This is a genomic window from Rhizobium mesosinicum, from assembly GCF_019511345.1.
Classification (GTDB): domain Bacteria; phylum Pseudomonadota; class Alphaproteobacteria; order Rhizobiales; family Rhizobiaceae; genus Rhizobium; species Rhizobium mesosinicum.
This window is the reverse complement of sequence record NZ_JAEUAK010000004.1, coordinates 198,237-214,357: the sequence shown is the minus strand read 5'-3', so window position 1 is coordinate 214,357 and position 16,121 is coordinate 198,237. Positions and strand designations below refer to the sequence as shown.

Annotated in this window: 18 protein-coding genes; 8 read left to right on the top strand and 10 right to left on the bottom strand. The window is 59.9% G+C overall.

The features are described from left to right. Positions 1 to 32: 32 nt before the first annotated feature. Entirely contained in the window at positions 33 to 548 is a 516-nt protein-coding gene (locus tag JNB85_RS11925) for a GNAT family N-acetyltransferase (RefSeq protein WP_220334563.1), read from the top strand. On the opposite strand, the gene JNB85_RS11920 is transcribed toward JNB85_RS11925, so the two are convergent. The 8 genes from JNB85_RS11920 to JNB85_RS11885 all read right to left on the bottom strand — a co-directional run bounded on the left by JNB85_RS11920 (position 529) and on the right by JNB85_RS11885 (position 7,538). Continuing rightward, entirely contained in the window at positions 529 to 1,149 is a 621-nt protein-coding gene (locus JNB85_RS11920; protein WP_220334562.1) for a riboflavin synthase, read from the bottom strand. The two genes, JNB85_RS11925 and JNB85_RS11920, sit on opposite strands and share 20 nt — an antisense overlap. Then, positions 1,149 to 2,465 carry a bifunctional diaminohydroxyphosphoribosylaminopyrimidine deaminase/5-amino-6-(5-phosphoribosylamino)uracil reductase RibD gene (gene ribD, locus JNB85_RS11915; protein ID WP_220334561.1) on the bottom strand — a complete coding sequence of 439 codons (1,317 nt, stop codon included), beginning with the start codon at positions 2,463 to 2,465 and terminating at the stop codon, positions 1,149 to 1,151. The genes JNB85_RS11920 and ribD overlap by 1 nt, the downstream gene beginning before the upstream one ends. A gap of 2 nt (positions 2,466 to 2,467) precedes the next feature. Next, entirely contained in the window at positions 2,468 to 2,944 is a 477-nt protein-coding gene (gene nrdR / locus JNB85_RS11910) for a transcriptional regulator NrdR (protein ID WP_183744083.1), read from the bottom strand. A 111-nt stretch (positions 2,945 to 3,055) separates the two neighbouring features. After that, the gene (gene glyA, locus JNB85_RS11905; protein WP_220334560.1) at positions 3,056 to 4,354 is read right to left on the bottom strand and encodes a serine hydroxymethyltransferase; all 1,299 of its coding nucleotides are present in this window, start codon (positions 4,352 to 4,354) and stop codon (positions 3,056 to 3,058) included. A 181-nt stretch (positions 4,355 to 4,535) separates the two neighbouring features. After that, the gene (locus JNB85_RS11900) at positions 4,536 to 5,837 is read right to left on the bottom strand and encodes a L,D-transpeptidase family protein (RefSeq protein ID WP_220334559.1); all 1,302 of its coding nucleotides are present in this window, start codon (positions 5,835 to 5,837) and stop codon (positions 4,536 to 4,538) included. Positions 5,838 to 6,027: 190 nt separating this feature from the next. Continuing rightward, positions 6,028 to 6,384, bottom strand: coding sequence for a hypothetical protein (locus JNB85_RS11895; RefSeq protein ID WP_220334558.1), 357 nt, complete (start codon positions 6,382 to 6,384; stop codon positions 6,028 to 6,030). 75 nt (positions 6,385 to 6,459) lie between these two features. Next, the gene (gene ldtR / locus JNB85_RS11890; protein WP_112544669.1) at positions 6,460 to 6,972 is read right to left on the bottom strand and encodes a transcriptional regulator LdtR; all 513 of its coding nucleotides are present in this window, start codon (positions 6,970 to 6,972) and stop codon (positions 6,460 to 6,462) included. Between the two features lie 128 nt (positions 6,973 to 7,100). Then, positions 7,101 to 7,538: a DUF6163 family protein gene (locus JNB85_RS11885; RefSeq protein WP_183744097.1), complete on the bottom strand. Its 438-nt coding sequence runs from the start codon at positions 7,536 to 7,538 to the stop codon at positions 7,101 to 7,103. Positions 7,539 to 7,672: 134 nt separating this feature from the next. Between JNB85_RS11885 and hemB the strand changes: the two genes are divergently transcribed. The 6 genes from hemB (at position 7,673) to JNB85_RS11855 (ending at position 11,721) form a co-directional block, all read left to right on the top strand. Then, positions 7,673 to 8,686: a porphobilinogen synthase gene (gene hemB / locus JNB85_RS11880; RefSeq protein WP_220334557.1), complete on the top strand. Its 1,014-nt coding sequence runs from the start codon at positions 7,673 to 7,675 to the stop codon at positions 8,684 to 8,686. Between the two features lie 73 nt (positions 8,687 to 8,759). Beyond that, positions 8,760 to 9,218: an RDD family protein gene (locus JNB85_RS11875; RefSeq protein ID WP_183822248.1), complete on the top strand. Its 459-nt coding sequence runs from the start codon at positions 8,760 to 8,762 to the stop codon at positions 9,216 to 9,218. 180 nt (positions 9,219 to 9,398) lie between these two features. Beyond that, positions 9,399 to 10,175: an arginyltransferase gene (locus JNB85_RS11870; protein WP_220334556.1), complete on the top strand. Its 777-nt coding sequence runs from the start codon at positions 9,399 to 9,401 to the stop codon at positions 10,173 to 10,175. Then, the gene (locus JNB85_RS11865; protein ID WP_220334555.1) at positions 10,175 to 11,053 is read left to right on the top strand and encodes a DMT family transporter; all 879 of its coding nucleotides are present in this window, start codon (positions 10,175 to 10,177) and stop codon (positions 11,051 to 11,053) included. Before JNB85_RS11870 ends, JNB85_RS11865 begins: the two co-directional genes overlap by 1 nt. A 57-nt stretch (positions 11,054 to 11,110) precedes the next feature. Beyond that, positions 11,111 to 11,332, top strand: coding sequence for an AbrB/MazE/SpoVT family DNA-binding domain-containing protein (locus tag JNB85_RS11860; protein ID WP_220334554.1), 222 nt, complete (start codon positions 11,111 to 11,113; stop codon positions 11,330 to 11,332). Next, positions 11,332 to 11,721, top strand: coding sequence for a type II toxin-antitoxin system death-on-curing family toxin (locus tag JNB85_RS11855; RefSeq protein WP_220334553.1), 390 nt, complete (start codon positions 11,332 to 11,334; stop codon positions 11,719 to 11,721). The genes JNB85_RS11860 and JNB85_RS11855 overlap by 1 nt, the downstream gene beginning before the upstream one ends. Here JNB85_RS11855 and JNB85_RS11850 read toward each other — a convergent pair. Together JNB85_RS11850 and parC are read right to left on the bottom strand one after the other, a co-directional pair. After that, positions 11,711 to 12,208 (bottom strand): SRPBCC family protein, encoded by a 498-nt coding sequence (locus JNB85_RS11850; protein WP_220334552.1) that lies wholly within the window; start codon positions 12,206 to 12,208, stop codon positions 11,711 to 11,713. The two genes, JNB85_RS11855 and JNB85_RS11850, sit on opposite strands and share 11 nt — an antisense overlap. Before the next feature lie 194 nt (positions 12,209 to 12,402). Then, positions 12,403 to 14,658, bottom strand: coding sequence for a DNA topoisomerase IV subunit A (gene parC, locus JNB85_RS11845; RefSeq protein WP_220334551.1), 2,256 nt, complete (start codon positions 14,656 to 14,658; stop codon positions 12,403 to 12,405). A 230-nt stretch (positions 14,659 to 14,888) separates the two neighbouring features. Between parC and JNB85_RS11840 the strand changes: the two genes are divergently transcribed. Continuing rightward, positions 14,889 to 16,079 (top strand): hypothetical protein, encoded by a 1,191-nt coding sequence (locus JNB85_RS11840; protein ID WP_220334550.1) that lies wholly within the window; start codon positions 14,889 to 14,891, stop codon positions 16,077 to 16,079. Positions 16,080 to 16,121 lie beyond the last annotated feature (42 nt).

Genomic DNA, 16,121 nt, shown 5'->3' with positions numbered 1-16,121 from the left:
CGTCATCGCAACTCCATTCAGAGCAGCTTTTCATGATCGATATTCCGACACTGGAAACCGGGCGGCTCGTTCTGCGCGCACATCGGCGCGACGATTTCGAAGTGCATTGCGAACTCTGGCGTGACGAGGATGTCGTGCGCTTCATCACCGGCGCGCCCTCCACCCGTGAGCAGAGTTGGGCACGGCTGCTGCGGATTGCCGGCATGTGGCATCACATGGGCTTCGGGTTCTTCGCGATCGAAGAAAAAGAAAGCGGCCGTTTCATCGGCGAAGCAGGTTTCCTGGAAGCCAAGCGCGACATGGAGCCCTCGATCGAGGGCACGATGGAGGTGGGCTGGGCCTTGCTGCCTTCCAACCACGGCAAAGGTTACGCCACAGAAGCGCTGAGGGCGATCATCGGCTGGGGTGAGACACAGTTTCCGGGACGGCCAATGACCTGCATCATCAGCCCCGATAACGCGCCGTCGCTGAAGGTTGCCGAGAAGCTCGGCTTCAGAGAAACCGCCAGGACCGACTACAACGGCCCTATCATTCAGTTTTCGCGCTAGGGAACTCGGCGAGGCGGGCAGCATACCGCGCCATCGTGTCGACCTCGAAGTTGACGAAGTCGCCGGCCTTGCGCTCACCCCAGGTCGTCACCTCCAGCGTGTGGCGGATCAAGAGCACGTCGAAATCCGTGCCATCGACGGCGTTGACGGTCAGCGACGTGCCGTCGAGCGCAATCGAACCCTTGGGCGCCACGAACTTCGCGAGATGAGCCGGTGCGCGCAGGCGAAAACGAGTGGCATCGCCTTCTTCCGTCACCGAGAGGATCTCGGCCTTGCCATCGACATGGCCGGAGACGATATGGCCGCCCAGCTCGTCACCGATCTTCAGCGAACGCTCGAGATTGATGTGGCTGCCCACCTCCCAGGTGGAAATAGTGGTGAGGCGCAGAGCCTCCTCCCATGCCTCCACCTCAAACCAGCGACCGTTGCTGCCCTCCTGCGGCAAGCCGGTCACGGTCAGGCAGATGCCGGAATGAGAGATGGAAGCACCCATATCGATAGTCGCAGGGTCGTAATTCGTCGTGACGCGAAGCTTGATGCCTTCTTTTAACTGCGCAACGGATTCGATCGTGCCGATATCAGTGATAATTCCCGTAAACATCAATTCTCTCTTTCGTATTCGTCCAGGCGATCCGCGCCGAATATGTAAGTGCCTCTATGGGCGAAACCGGATGGTATGTCGGTTGGCTGCAGCGGGGATTCAATACCACCGTCGCCGATGACGACAGGGGCCTGATAAAGCTGGATGCGATCGACGAGGCCGGCTTCGAGGAAAAGTTTCGCGGTTTTCGCGCCGCCTTCCACCAGGAGCGAGGAAATACCGCGCGTGGCAAGCGCCGGCAGCAGGACTTCGGGATGATAGGGATTGCAGTAGAGGATCTCCACGCCGGCGGCTTCTAGGGCGGCGTGGCGGGTGTCCATGTCGGTGCGGTCGGTGGGTGCGGCACCCCCCTCTGTCCTGCCGGACATCTCCCCCACAGGGGGGGAGATTGGCTGGGGGGTAGCTCCCCGCCCCACATCTGCCGTTGCTGGCAACGACGGGTTATCTTGGGAATTTGGAGCAAGCGCCTTGCCGATCTCCCCCATTGTGGGGGAGATGTCCGGCAGGACAGAGGGGGCTGCCCCTTCCTCGGACCCTAACGGCGATACCTCTTCACTCGCCACGACAATAACCGGCACTTCCTTCGCCGTCTCGACAAGCTTGCTCGTCAGCGGCAGGGCCAGAGCAGGATCGAGCACGATCCGAACAGGCGATTGCGCCTCAAGCCCCGGCGTGCGTACCGTCAGCAACGGATCGTCAGCGATCGCCGTGCCAATGCCGACGAGGATGGCATCGGTCTCGGCACGAAGAGCCTGAACCTGGGCACGCGCCTCCGGCCCCGTGATCGCCACCTGCCCTACCCCCTCTCGGCCGATCATGCCATCGGCGGAAACGGCAAGTTTGAGAGTCACATAGGGACGGTTCTTCGTCTGGCGGGTGAGGTATCCAGCGAGCGGTTGCCTTGCTTCTTCTTCCAGCACGCCTGTCGTGACCTCGATGCCGGCATCGCGTAGCGTGGAAATGCCGCGGCCGGACACTCTGACATCAGGATCGGTGACGCTGATGACGACACGCCCGACGCCATAGGCGATCAGGGCTTCCGCGCAAGGCGGTGTCTTGCCGTGATGCGAGCAAGGTTCGAGCGTGACATAGGCGGTTGCTCCGCGGGCAAGTTCGCCGGCTTCGGCGAGCGCCTGGGGCTCAGCATGCGGGCGACCGCCGAGTGCCGTCACGGCCCGACCGACGATCTCGCCATCGCGAACGATGACACAGCCGACAGATGGATTGGTGGACGTCTGGCCCGTGTGCCATCGCGACAGGCGGATCGCGGCTGCCATGAAGCGTTCGTCCTCAGGCCGCGCGATCCCCTCGCCCATGGTCATACGTCCAGCGGATCGCCGGCAATCTTCGCATTGAGCTCGGCGATCAGTTTTTCGAAATCCTCGGCATGCGAAAAATCGCGATAGACCGAGGCGTAGCGCACGAAGCCGACATCGTCGAGGCCTTTTAACGCTTCCAGAACCTGCAGGCCGATCTGTTCGGAGGAGATTTCCGTCTCGCCCGAGCTTTCCAGCCGGCGCACGATACCGGAGACAGCGCGCTCGATACGGTCGCGATCGACGGGCCGCTTGCGCAATGCCACATCGAAGGACCTGACCAGCTTGTCGCGGTCGAAGGGAACCTTTCGGCCGGTCTTTTTCGTGACCATCAGTTCGCGCAGCTGCACACGCTCGAAGGTCGTGAAGCGACCGCCGCAGTCCGGACAGATGCGGCGCCGGCGGATGGAGGTGTTATCCTCCGCCGGGCGTGAATCCTTGACCTGCGTATCTTCCGAACCGCAATAAGGGCAGCGCATGCCTTCTCCTTCAGCATCGGCCCGAAAGTCGGAATCGATTTTCGGAAAGCCTGATGCGTAGATTCAAAGAGTTAGAGCGTCCTTTGTGCGCCCGAACGGGCGCACGGCGCTCTAGCCCATGTAGTCATACATGGGGAAGCGGTCGGTCAGATTCACCACCTTGCCGCGGACGGCAGCTTCGACGGCGGCATTACCCTCGTCGGAATTGGCAACCTTCAAGCCATCGAGAACCTCGACGATAAGGTTACCGATTTCGCGGAATTCCGCTTCCTTGAAGCCGCGTGTCGTGCCGGCCGGGGCGCCGAGGCGAACACCCGAGGTGACGAAGGGCTTTTCGGGGTCGAAGGGAATGCCGTTCTTGTTGCAGGTGATGTAGGCGCGGCCGAGCGCGGCTTCCGCGCGCTTGCCGGTGGCGTTCTTCTTGCGCAGATCGACCAGCATCAGATGGTTGTCCGTACCGCCGGAGACGACGTCGAGGCCGCCGGCGACAAGTGTTTCGGCCAGCGCCTTGGCGTTCTTGACGACCTGGGCGGCGTATTCCTTGAACGACGGCTGCAGGGCTTCCCCGAAGGCAACGGCCTTGGCGGCGATAATGTGCATCAGCGGGCCGCCCTGGAGACCGGGGAAGACGGCCGAATTGAACTTCTTGGCCAGATCCTCGTCATTCGTCAGGATGACGCCGCCGCGCGGACCGCGGAGCGACTTGTGGGTCGTTGTGGTCGCGACATGGCAGTGCGGGAACGGCGACGGATGCACGCCACCGGCAACGAGACCCGCAATGTGAGCCATGTCGACCATCAGATAGGCGCCGACGCTATCGGCAATCTCGCGGAAGCGCTTCCAGTCCCAGATACGGGAGTAAGCGGTACCACCGGCGATGATCAGCTTCGGCTTGTGTTCTCTAGCCTTGCGCTCGACATCATCCATGTCGAGCAGGTTGTCGCCCTCACGCACGCCGTAAGACACGACATTGAACCACTTGCCGGACATGTTGACCGGCGAACCATGCGTCAGGTGACCGCCGGAATTGAGGTCGAGGCCCATGAAGGTGTCGCCCGGCTGCAGCAGCGCCAGGAATACGGCCTGGTTCATTTGCGAACCGGAATTCGGCTGAACGTTGGCGAAGTTGACGCCGAAGAGCTTCTTGGCGCGCTCGATGGCGAGTTCCTCGGCGATATCGACGAACTGGCAGCCACCGTAGTAGCGCTTGCCCGGATAACCCTCGGCATATTTGTTGGTCATGATGGAGCCCTGGGCTTCCAGAACGGCGCGGGAAACGATGTTCTCGGATGCGATCAGTTCGATCTCATGCCGTTGACGACCGAGTTCCTTTCCGATCGCGCCGAAAATTTCCGGATCGACGTCCGCAAGCGAGCGATTGAAGAAGGATTCGGTGGAAGCATTGGTCATGGGCTGGCTCCTTCGCTGGGATGCGGCAAGGTATTAGCCTTCCGCCGATGCGAGGGCAATACGAAGAACGACATTTGCTGGGCTAAGCGCGCGGGCCGAATGTTTTACGTCTGATATCGACCGGTTGGAATGAAAAAAGCCGCGCACGTGGCGCGGCTTTCCGTGAATTCGATGACCGGACTTACTGTACCGGCTGCTCCATGCCCGAGGTGGTGTCGAGCGCCAGTTCGGCATTGCCGTCCATTTGGTAGATATCGTCGCGGAATTGGACGACACCGTCGGGCATGCCCCAGGCCGAGATATAGACGAAATAGACAGGAACTTCGGTCGCGAGCTTGATCGGCGTGTTGACGCCGCTTGCGATCACCTGTTCCATCTGCTGACGGTTCCAGCCGGGCGTTTCGCGCAGCAGCCAAGTCGACAGGTCGCGGACGTTCTGGACGCGTACGCAGCCTGACGATTCGAAGCGCATGAGCTTGTTGAACAGGCCCTGCTGCGGCGTGTCGTGCATATACTCGCCGTTCTTGTTGTAGAAGTTGATCTTCGTGGATGCCATGGCGTTGATCTTGCCCGGGTCCTGACGGAACATCAGGTTCGGCGCCTCGCCGTTCCAGTCGACCGTCTCCGGGGCAACTTCATTGCCCTTGCCGTCGATCAGACGGATCGCGTTCTTTTCGAGATAGGTCGGATCCTTGCGCATCAGCGGCATGATGTCCTTCTCGACGATCGAGCGCGGTGCCGTCCAGTACGGGTTGAGGATGACTTCGTAGATCTTCGAGTTGACGATATGCGTCGGGCGGCTGAGGCGGCCGACAACCGCGGTGTGACGCGTCGCAACGCTGCCGTCTTCAACGGCTTCGACATAGGCGGCCGGGATGTTGACCATCAGGTGGCGGCGGCCCATGTCTTCCGGGAAGGTCTGGATGCGGATCAGGTTGGTGTTCAGCTGCTGCAGGCGCACGTCGGCGGGAATGTTCATCGCCTTCAGCGTGAATTCGCCGAGCACGCCATCAGCGGGCAAGCCATGACGGGCCTGGAAGCGCTTGACGGCGCCGTCGACATAGGAATCGAAGGCGTTGGAAAGGCCGGCCTCACGCGGCAGGTCGCCTGTGATCGCCAGACGCTGGCGCAGCGCCTGGACAGTGGGGGAACTGACACCGAGCTGCAGGCGCTGATCGCCCGGATTGACCTCCGGCCAGCCACCGGCGGACGCGATCTGCTGATACTGCATGATCGCCTGCTGCGTGCTCGGCACCGACTGCGGGCTGAGAATCGGCGTATTGGAAAGGACGGCAGTCGCCGTGCGCGAGGCAGCCTTGGCGTCGAACTGGTCGTCCCAGTTGCCGCGCCTCGGGGCATTCAGGAGCCCATCGAGCGCCGATTGCGCGAATGCGGGTGCGGCAAGCGCGCCGGCACCAACCGTTGCCGCCGACGCCAGGAAGGCGCGGCGCGAGAGAGCTTCAATTCCGTTCTTTTTAGACATTCGTCCCAACCACTCAATGCCGCGGTGGAGGAAGCCGCGGCCCTTTGCGATATCCTGCGCTTTAACGCAGATCCCTATCCGTTCGTTCTTCCGGCGCAGCAGGAAATTCCGCCAGTCCCATCACAAGATTGCGAGCAACCTGGATGGTGCCAATGGTCCTCGAGGACGCCGGCTATCGAATATTCCGCTGTCACATCAATATGGCCAATTCGTGTTGCCGGACCGCAAGACAGACTGCCGGTTGCCGGAAACCGAATGCAACGAACCATATGACGGGTAAACCGTGAGGGTTAATAACGACTAAAAAACGGCTTGAATACCGGGCTTTGCGGTTGGCTGCCATGCGTTGCAAAGATGCCACGTAGGGGTGAGTGGACGTCTTTTGAGCGTGCGAAAGGCAGCGCAGCTTCCGCCTGATCGACAGCAGGCCTTTGGCACCAAGGCAGAAAAGCGCATCGCGGAGGGAAACCGCGTGCGCTTTAGTTGCCGATTGGAGGTCGGAAATCGCTGGCGTCCAAGCGGCGCGGATCAGCGCCACCTGTGCCATCTCGTGCCCCGTTTATGCGGCCGACGCCGGTCAGGGCATTCTGGTGTTCGTACCTGAGGACAGATCGTAACCTTCTTACAGACGATACAAAATCTGATCGTTCCAGAAGCGGTCCAGCCGCTGCAGAAGCTTGTTCATCTGCGTAAACTCATCCGTGCCGATGCCGCCGACCTTGTCGATCGAGGCGATGTGGCGTTCGTAGAGCCGGGCTACCGTTTCGGCGATGTCCTGGCCGGTTTCGGTCAGGCTGATACGGACCGAGCGGCGGTCGATGCGGGAGCGCTGGTGGTTGATGAAGCCGAGGTCGACCAGCTTCTTGACGTTGTAGGAGACGTTCGAGCCGAGATAGTAGCCGCGGGAGCGCAGCTCGCCAGCGGTCAGTTCGGAATTGCCGATGTTGAAGAGGAGCAGCGCCTGGATGGCGTTGACGTCGCTGCGGCCCTGACGGTCGAACTCGTCCTTGATGACGTCGAGAAGACGGCGATGAAGACGTTCGACAAGATGAAGGGATTCCATGTAAAGATCACGGATGCCCTGTTCGTGTGCATGGAAAGTCGATGCCGCCTGCGGCTTGATTTTCGTGTTCATTTGACTGCCTCACTGTTTTGTTTGGCGGTGTCGTTTTCTTCCCGCCTTGAGTGAGACCCTATCGAATACATATAAAATTCGACTTAAACCGCAGGCTTAACAGAGGCTTACGAAAAGCCCTTGATGTATCAGGGTAAATCAACGCTTACCTGACGGCGCTGCCGGCGCCGCTCCAGCCACAGGGAAAGCCTGAAAATCCAGTAGATGACGGCCACGATGACGTGGAGCAGGATGATCAGGTGATTGGGTCCGAAGATCTGCGGAAGCAGGCCATACATGAGGATCTGGCCGCCTGCGGCAAGCACCCAGATGACCGGCCCCCAGGAAACGGTGAGCCAGAGGCCGAGCGAAGCGACCGGGAAAAGAACGGCAAGCGAGGTGCTGGCAACCTTCCATGGCAGGCTCAACAGATCGAAGCGGCCGGCGCCGACAAGCGAGTAGCCGACGAGCATCGCCCAATATTGCAAGCCGAACCAGAAGCAGGAAACGGCAACCAGCCGCAGGAAGAAGATGAAGAGGATATCCGTCAGCGTCCGTTTCGGTATCGTCGGAGAATCGGTTTCCATGGCGGGATATCACACTCGAGTTGCGGCTTCAGTTGTTCGGTTTTCATCCGCCGCGGCCAATCGTCCGGTTTGGATTTCCCGGCCCGCATGATAATGAGCGCTCCGATAAATGGAATGGCCCAGGGACAGATATCATGCAGGACAAGACGCATCTCGTCGATGAAATCACCGGTCACCGCCGCATGCGGCGCAACCGCAAGGCGGACTGGACACGCCGGCTGGTGCAGGAAAACCGACTGACGGTCGACGATCTGATCTGGCCGATTTTCATCGTCCCGGGAACCGGCATCGTCGATCCGATCGCCGCCATGCCCGGTGTCAGCCGGATGAGCGTCGACAAGGCGGTCGAGGCGGCAAAGGAAGCTGCCGATCTTGGTATTCCCGCGATCGCCACCTTCCCCGATATAGAGATGGAATTGCGCGATGAGACAGGGTCGAACAGTCTTGTCGCCAACAACCTCATCAATCAGACGACGGCCGCCATCAAAAAGGCAGTGCCCAATATCGGCATTATTACCGATGTGGCGCTCGACCCCTTCACCAGCCATGGGCATGACGGCATCCTGCGCGACGGTGAGATCGTCAATGACGAGACGGTCGATCAGGTGGTCAAGGCGGCAATTCTGCAGGCCGATGCCGGCGCCGATATCATCGCTCCCTCCGAGATGATGGACGGGCGCATCGGCGCGATCCGCCGCGGGCTCGATGCAGCCGGACATCAGAGCGTCGGCATCATGTCCTATGCCACGAAGTTCTCCTCCGGCTTCTACGGCCCCTATCGCGAGGCGATCAATACCAAGGGCCTGCTGAAGGGCGACAAGAACAGCTACTACATCAATCCGGCGAATGGCACGGAAGCGGTCCGCGATGCCGCCCTCGATGTCGAGGAAGGTGCCGACATGCTGATGGTCAAGCCGGGGCTTGCCTATCTCGATATCTGCTGGCGCGTGAAGGAGGCCTTCGGCCTGCCGACCTTCGCCTATCAAGTCTCGGGCGAATATTCGCAGATCAAGGCTGCGGCAATGAATGGCTGGATCGACGGCGAGCGGATCATGATGGAGACGCTGCTTGCCTTCAAGCGCGCCGGCTGCGACGGCATCCTCACCTATTTCGCGCCGGAAGTGGCAAAAATCCTCGCAAAAAGGTGATTTTCGGGCGAATTATTGTATTTCCCCCTGACGATACCATATCAGCGGCATCGTCTTTCGAAGGGAGATATGGATGAGCTACAATCCCAACCCAGTCTATGCCGCACCGGAGGACTGGCGCGCCTATAGCGGTGTGCTCAGCCGTCGCGTCTTCGCCTTCATCCTCGACTATGTCATCGTGGCCCTGCTCTGCATTCCGGCGGCGATCGTCGTGTTCTTCCTGGGGATCGTCACGCTGGGGCTCGGCTTCATTCTTTATCCGGCCCTGTTCGTCATCGTTGCAGGTCTTTATTTCGGCATGACGGTCGGCGGCCCTGCACAGGCCTCGCTAGGCATGCGCGCGATGGGTATCGCGATCGTGCGTGTCGACGGACGGCCAATGGACTTCATCCTGGCGATCGCGCATCTGGCGCTGTTCTGGATCCTGAATTCAGTACTGACACCGCTGATTCTTCTGGTTGGCTTGTTTACGGAGCGCTCGCGCCTGCTGCATGATTTCCTCGTCGGCACGGCGACGGTTCGCACCAACTGATTCCATCTGGCGGAGGCGAAATAAAGTCTCCACCGGCCCTTTGACGGCCACAAAAGAGCGCCATATCCAAGAAATCGAATATTCGATTGCGCGGCACTGAATGTCGCGCGGTTGACGTTTTTTATTCTTGCGTCATGCTGTCTGGATTGACACGCGCTTGAAAGGAAATCTCCGCGAGAGATGAATACGCAGACCACGCCATCCCCGCAGTTTTATCTGACGGCTCCGGCTACCTGTCCGTATCTGCCGCATGAGATGGAGCGTAAGGTCTTCACCCATCTCGTCGGCCCGCGTGCGGCAGAGATGAACGACATCCTAACCCAGGGCGGCTTTCGCCGTTCGCAGAACATTGCCTACCGCCCTGCCTGCGAGGCCTGCCGCGCGTGTGTCTCCGTGCGCATCCTGGCGCAGGAGTTCGAACCCACGAAATCGATGAAGCGGGTGCTGACAAGCAATTCCGATATCATCGCCACGGAATTTCCGGCTCAGCCGTCGAGCGAGCAATATTCCCTCTTCCGACGTTACCTCGACTATCGCCACCAACAGGGCGGCATGTCCGATATGACCGTGCTCGACTATGCGATCATGGTGGAGGACACGCATGTGAACACCAAGATCATCGAATACCGCCGGCGCGAGGAAGGCTCCGGGCTGGAAACGCGGCCGAAGGGCGAGCTGCTCGCCGCCGCGCTGACCGATACGATGAGCGACGGCCTCTCCATGGTCTATTCCTACTTCAATCCTGATCTCGACCGGCGCTCACTCGGCACTTTCATGATCCTCGACCATGTGCGACGCACGAAAGCACTCGGCCTGCCGCATGTCTATCTCGGCTACTGGGTTCAAGGATCGCGGAAGATGGACTACAAGACACGCTTTCAGCCGCAGGAACATCTGACGCCGCGCGGTTGGGAACGCTTCGATCCTTCTTCCCTCCAGGACGATCCGCAGGACTGATGCCCCTTCCCCACCTTTCCGATCATCGGAAAGGCCTGCTGCTGACAGCGATCGGCGGGCTGGCGCTTTCCATGGACATTCCGCTCGTTCGCCTTGCCGACGGCGATATCTGGTCGATCCTCAGCGCGCGAAGCGTGGCGACGGTTCTTGCCACATTCGTCATCCTGATTGCGATGCGCCTTTTCGCCGGCAGGTGGCCGCCGCTCGTTCCGGGTCGTCCGAGCCTGCTGGCCGGGCTGCTTTACGGGCTTTCTTCCGTCACCTTCGTATTGGCGGTGTTCAATACGGCCACGGCCAACGTCGTTTTCATCGTCGCCTTCAATCCGATGTTCGGAGCACTGCTGTCCTGGCTCTTTCTCAAAGAGAAGCCGCAGCCGGTGACCTTGATCGCCATGCTGTTCATGATCTTCGGCGTCGGCCTGATCGTGCGCGAGGGACTTTCGAGCGGCCATGTCTTCGGTGACGCCATGGCGCTTTTGAGCGCGCTGGTGCTTGCCGCCGCCATCACACTCGGTCGTGCCTCGCGCCGGGAAATGGGTTTCGTGCCGCTGCTTGCTGCAATCCTGCCGGCGGCACTCGGCCTCGCGCAGGTCCTGCCTTCGGGCCTGTCAATCGCTCACCCCGGCTGGATCGTCTTCAACGGCGCCATCATGATGCCGGTCGCCTTCTGGTGCCTGGCGACGGGGCCGCGATATCTGTCAGCGCCCGAAGTCGGGATGTTCTACCTTTTGGAAACGGTGCTTGCACCGATCTGGGTCTGGCTGATCTTCGCCGAAACGCCGGCCACCATGACGCTTGTCGGCGGTGCGATACTGGTTGCGGCGATCGCCGCCCATTCCGTCTGGATGGCGAAAGGCAAGAGCGTTCAGCCCGCTTGATCGGCGAGTGATTATGACCTATTTGCTGTTATAACCTTGTTATCACACGAGGCGCCGATGAACGTCACCATTCGCAAGATCGGCAATTCTGAAGGCGTGATTATTCCGAAGGAAGTGTTGGACCGTTTTGGCCTGAAAGCGGGGGACTCCCTTGAACTTCATGCCGAGGACGGGCTTTTTTACATGCAGCCTGTTGAGGATGATATCTCCGAAGAACTGGATGCAGCCCGTCTCTTCATGGACAAGTATAAGGTCGCGCTCAAGAAGCTTGCGGAATAATGGCATTCAAATTTCTAAGCCGGCGGCTGGTCGAGCAGATGCATGCGATGCAAATCGACCGGTTTGGCGGGCTCGCCGGCCTTGGGGACGAAGGTTCACTGGAATCTGCATTGGGACGTCCGGTCGACAGGGCAAACTATGGCTGCGACGACATCATTGAACTTGCGGCCGCATATCTCTTCTGCCTTGCACGCAATCACGCCTTTCTTGACGGCAACAAACGGATCGCCGTCGTCAGCTGCGGTGTCTTCCTGCTTCGGCATGGCTACGCAATAGAAACGACAGACGCCCGCCTCTACACTTTTGTCATGGGTGTGGCAGCAGGCGAAATCGACGAGGACGGCGCAACCCGCTTCCTGCGCGATCACACGATCCCGCTCACACCGTAGCGCCTGCAGAGTGGCCGGTTTCGGGATTCGATCGTTTCGAATCTGCGGAAAGCTCCAGTTCCCGATCCAGCCCTTCGACGATATGCGTCCAGCCCTGACGGGTCTTCTCCTCGTATTCCGCCCATTCCGCACACATTTCATGCGTGAGAGTCAGGCGGCTGCCGCTGCCGAGCGGTTCGATATCGATTTCGACACGATCGCAATTATGGTCGTGCTCTTCGACCGAAAAGCAGAAGACGATGCGCTTGGGGCGTTTCAATTCCAGGAAGACGCCGTGATGAAAGGCGTCGCCGGTCGGGCGGCGGTCGACGATGATGAAGCGGCCGCCGACGCGCGGGTCGATATCGGCGCGGATGACATGGCCGTCGTCGGTCGCAAATAAAAAGCGACGGGCGATTTCGGGATTGAGCCAGGCATCATAAACCGTAGCGGGCGGCGCCCTGTAGCTGTGGGCGACATGCAGTTTGATGGTATTGGCGGCAGGCATCGAATTCCTCCATTGTTGGGCCTCCGTTGTCGGAGCCTCCATTGTTCGCGCGCGCTCCCAAGCGCACGACTCATGGCCGTTCCGCCCGCTCACGGAACAACATCGCCCTTCTTTATAGGCCCTTATTTTTGGTGACAGGACAGAGATAGAGGAGTTGCCCCGCCCGCCAAGGGCGGAGCCTCAAAATTCCCGGATCAGCCGGCGAATTTACCGCTGCGTGGGAAGCCCTTCGGCACGGTACGGCCGGCAGTAGCACGGTCGGCCAGCCACTCGGCAAGCTCGTCCTTGTTCTTCGTGAAGGTACGGCCGGCGCTGTCTTCCCAGCTCAAGCCGTTGGCGATGGCGAAGCAGCGAACGTCGGAAATGCCGCCATCCTTGTAGCGCTGCAGGCGCACGCCCTTGCCACGCGTCATTTCCGGCACCTGGTTCAGCGGGAAGACCAGCATCTTGCGATTTTCGCCGACGACGGCAACGTGATCGCCGGTCACGGGAACGAGAAGCTTGGTCTCATCAGGCATGGAGACGTTCATGATCTGCTTGCCCTTGCGGGTATTGGCGACCATTTCCACTTCCGGCACCACGAAGCCGTTGCCGACAGTCGAGACGATCAACATCTTGCGCGCCGCGTCATGAACGAAGGCGGTCAGCACGTCCTGATCGTTTTCCATGTCGATCATGATGCGCAGCGGCTCGCCGTGACCGCGGCCGCCAGGGAGCTTGTCGCCACCCAGCGTGAAGACCTTGCCGCCGGTGGTAACGATGAGGATCTTGTCCGTCGTCTGCGCCGGGAAAGCCACCTTCAGGCCGTCGCCTTCCTTGAAGGCCAGTGTCGATGTATCGGAGATGTGGCCCTTCAAAGCACGGATCCAGCCCTTTTCGGAGACGACGACGGTGATCGGTTCCTTCTCGATCATCGCGTGCTGGATGGCTTCCTCATCGGCCTCCGGGGCTTCGGCGAACTGCGTGCGGCGACGGCCGACCTCGGTCGCCTTGGCGAATTTCTTCTTCACCTCGCCGATTTCCCAGGCGACCGTCTGCCACTGCTTTTCATCGGAAGCGAGCAGCGCCTCTATATCGGCCTTCTCCTTGGTGAGCTCGTCATGCTCCTTGCGGATCTCGAACTCCTCGAGCTTGCGCAGGGCGCGCAGCCGCATGTTGAGGATCGCCTCAACCTGAACGTCGGTCAGGTCCCAGCGGGCCATCATGACGGGCTTCGGCTCGTCCTCTTCGCGGATGATACGGATCACCTCGTCAATGTTGAGGTAGGCGATCAGCAAACCGCCGAGGATTTCCAGGCGCCTGTCGATGGCCGCCAGACGGAAGCGCGAGCGGCGCTGCAGGACTTCGCGGCGGTGCGCCAACCATTCCTTCAGCACTTCGTTCAGCGCCATGACGCGTGGGATCACGCCCATCGAGAGCACGTTCATGTTCAGCGGGAAGCGGCTTTCCAGCTCCGTCAGCTTGAACATCGATTCCATGAGGATGGTCGGATCGACGGTGCGGCTCTTCGGCACCAGGACGATTCGAATATCTTCGGCCGACTCGTCCCTGATGTCTTCCAGCAGCGGCAGCTTGCGGGCGATCAGGAGTTCGGCGATCTTTTCGATCAGGCGCGACTTCTGCACCTGGAACGGGATTTCGGTGACGATGATCTGGTAGCCGCCGCGGCCGAGATCTTCCGTCTCCCATTTCGCACGCACGCGAAAACCGCCGCGGCCCGTGCGATAGCTTTCGATGATGCTGTCTTTGTTATCGATGATGATGCCGCCCGTCGGGAAATCCGGGCCGGGAATGAACTCGACGAGCTTCTCGACGGTAGCATCTGGATGCTTGATCAGATGCAGCGCGGCGTCGCAGACCTCGTGCACATTGTGCGAGGGAATGGACGTCGCCATGCCGACTGCAATGCCTGAGGAACCGTTCGCCAGAAGGTTCGGGAAGGCGCCGGGGAGAACGACCGGCTCGGAATTGGATTCGTCGTAGGTGTCGCGGAAATCGACGGCATCCTGGTCGATGCCTTCAAGCAGCAGTTCGGAAACCGCGGTCATCTTCGATTCGGTGTATCGCATGGCGGCGGGACTGTCGCCGTCGATATTGCCGAAGTTGCCCTGCCCGTTCACCAGCGTATAGCGCTGCGAGAAATCCTGCGCGAGGCGCGCCAGCGCGTCATAGATCGACTGGTCGCCATGCGGGTGATAGTTACCCATCACTTCGCCGACGATCTTGGCGCATTTCCTGAAGGCCGCATTCGGCCGCAGGCCCATGTCGTTCATCGCATAGACGATGCGGCGATGGACCGGTTTCAGGCCATCGCGCACGTCAGGCAGAGCGCGATGCATGATGGTCGACAGCGCATAGCGAAGGTAACGCTCCTCGAGCGCAGCCTTGAGGTCGACCGGATGAATGTTATTGTCGTCCCCGCCGAAAGGCGGCAAAATCTCTTGTCCCATGGGATCTGACTAGCTCAGAAACCCTTGATGAGCAAGGAATCCGGGCGTTCCGGCTGTGGATGACGTCTTGGTGCTGACATCAAAACCATAAAAAGTGATGTCCGAATATGGAACTTCGTTTGCCGATCCTCTCAACAGAAATTTAGGGGTCTGCAAATATAAAGCCGGACCATTCCGCAGTAGCTTCATTGCAATATTCAAAGGCACTTGCCACCCAGGGGGGCTTTCTCATGACCTTTTACCGCACGACGCGGCTGATGCTGTCGAGCGCAGCCATTTTTTCGTTCGCCGGTTCCGCGTTCGCGCTCGACGGCCAGGATCTCCTGAAAAAGATCAATGCCGCCTACGGCCAGCATGGCGGGATGGTCGTCGCTGCCGATGGCGTTGATATCGACGGCACGACTGTCACGCTTAAGAATGTCAGCTTCAAGCCGGCGGGCGGTGAAGCTGTTTCCATCGGCGAGGTGACCCTCTCCGGAGTCGAGGAGCAGGACGACGGCAGCTACTATATCGAAGAGGCCGCATTTCCGGATATCAACTCGTCCAAGGACGGCGTAACCATCAGCGCCTCAGACCTGACGCTCGGCGGCATTTCCGTTCCCGCGCAACCTGGCGACAGCATCGATGCCATGTTGTTTGCCGAGAGCGCCCATACCGGTGCGATCAAGGTAACCAAAGATGGTACCGAAGCGTTCTCCGTCCTCGAAAGCGACATGAACGCAACGCTGCGCGAAGATGCGTCCGGCTTCGATTTCGACGGGGCGTTCAAGAGCTTGAAAGCCGATCTCAGCCAGGCCGGCGACGACGCGGAGAGCAAGGAAGCTATCGAGAAGCTCGCCCTTCAACATATCCAAGGCGACATTTCCATGAAGGGTGCCTGGGATCTTGAGCCCGGCACTGTCGATCTTTCCGAGATTTCCTTCGACTTCACCAATATTGGAAAGCTCAATTTCGGCTTCAAAATCTCCGGCTACACGCTGGCCTTCGTCAAGTCGATGCAGGACGCGATTACGCAGTCGGAAGCCAATCCGAACAAGGAAGAAGCACAGCAGACGTTTGGTTTCGCCATGCTCGGCCTTGCCCAGCAGTTGACCTTCGATTCCGCGCAGATCCGCTTCGAAGATGCATCGATCACCAAGCGCGCACTCGACTATGCCGGTTCGAAGCAGAATGTTTCGGGCCAGCAGATGGCGGATTCGCTGAAGGCCATGACGCCGATCATGCTGGCGCAGCTCAATATTCCGGAACTGCAGAACGCTATTTCGGCTGCCGTCAGCACCTTCCTCGATAATCCGAAGAGCCTGACCGTCAAGGCCACGCCGGACAAGCCGGTCGCCTTCCCGATGATTGTCGGCGCTGCCATGGGCGCACCGAACACGATACCGCAGATGCTCGGCGTGAAAGTTTCGGCGAACGACTAATTTCGGTTTCGACCCAACGAAAAAGCCCCGGCGATGATATCG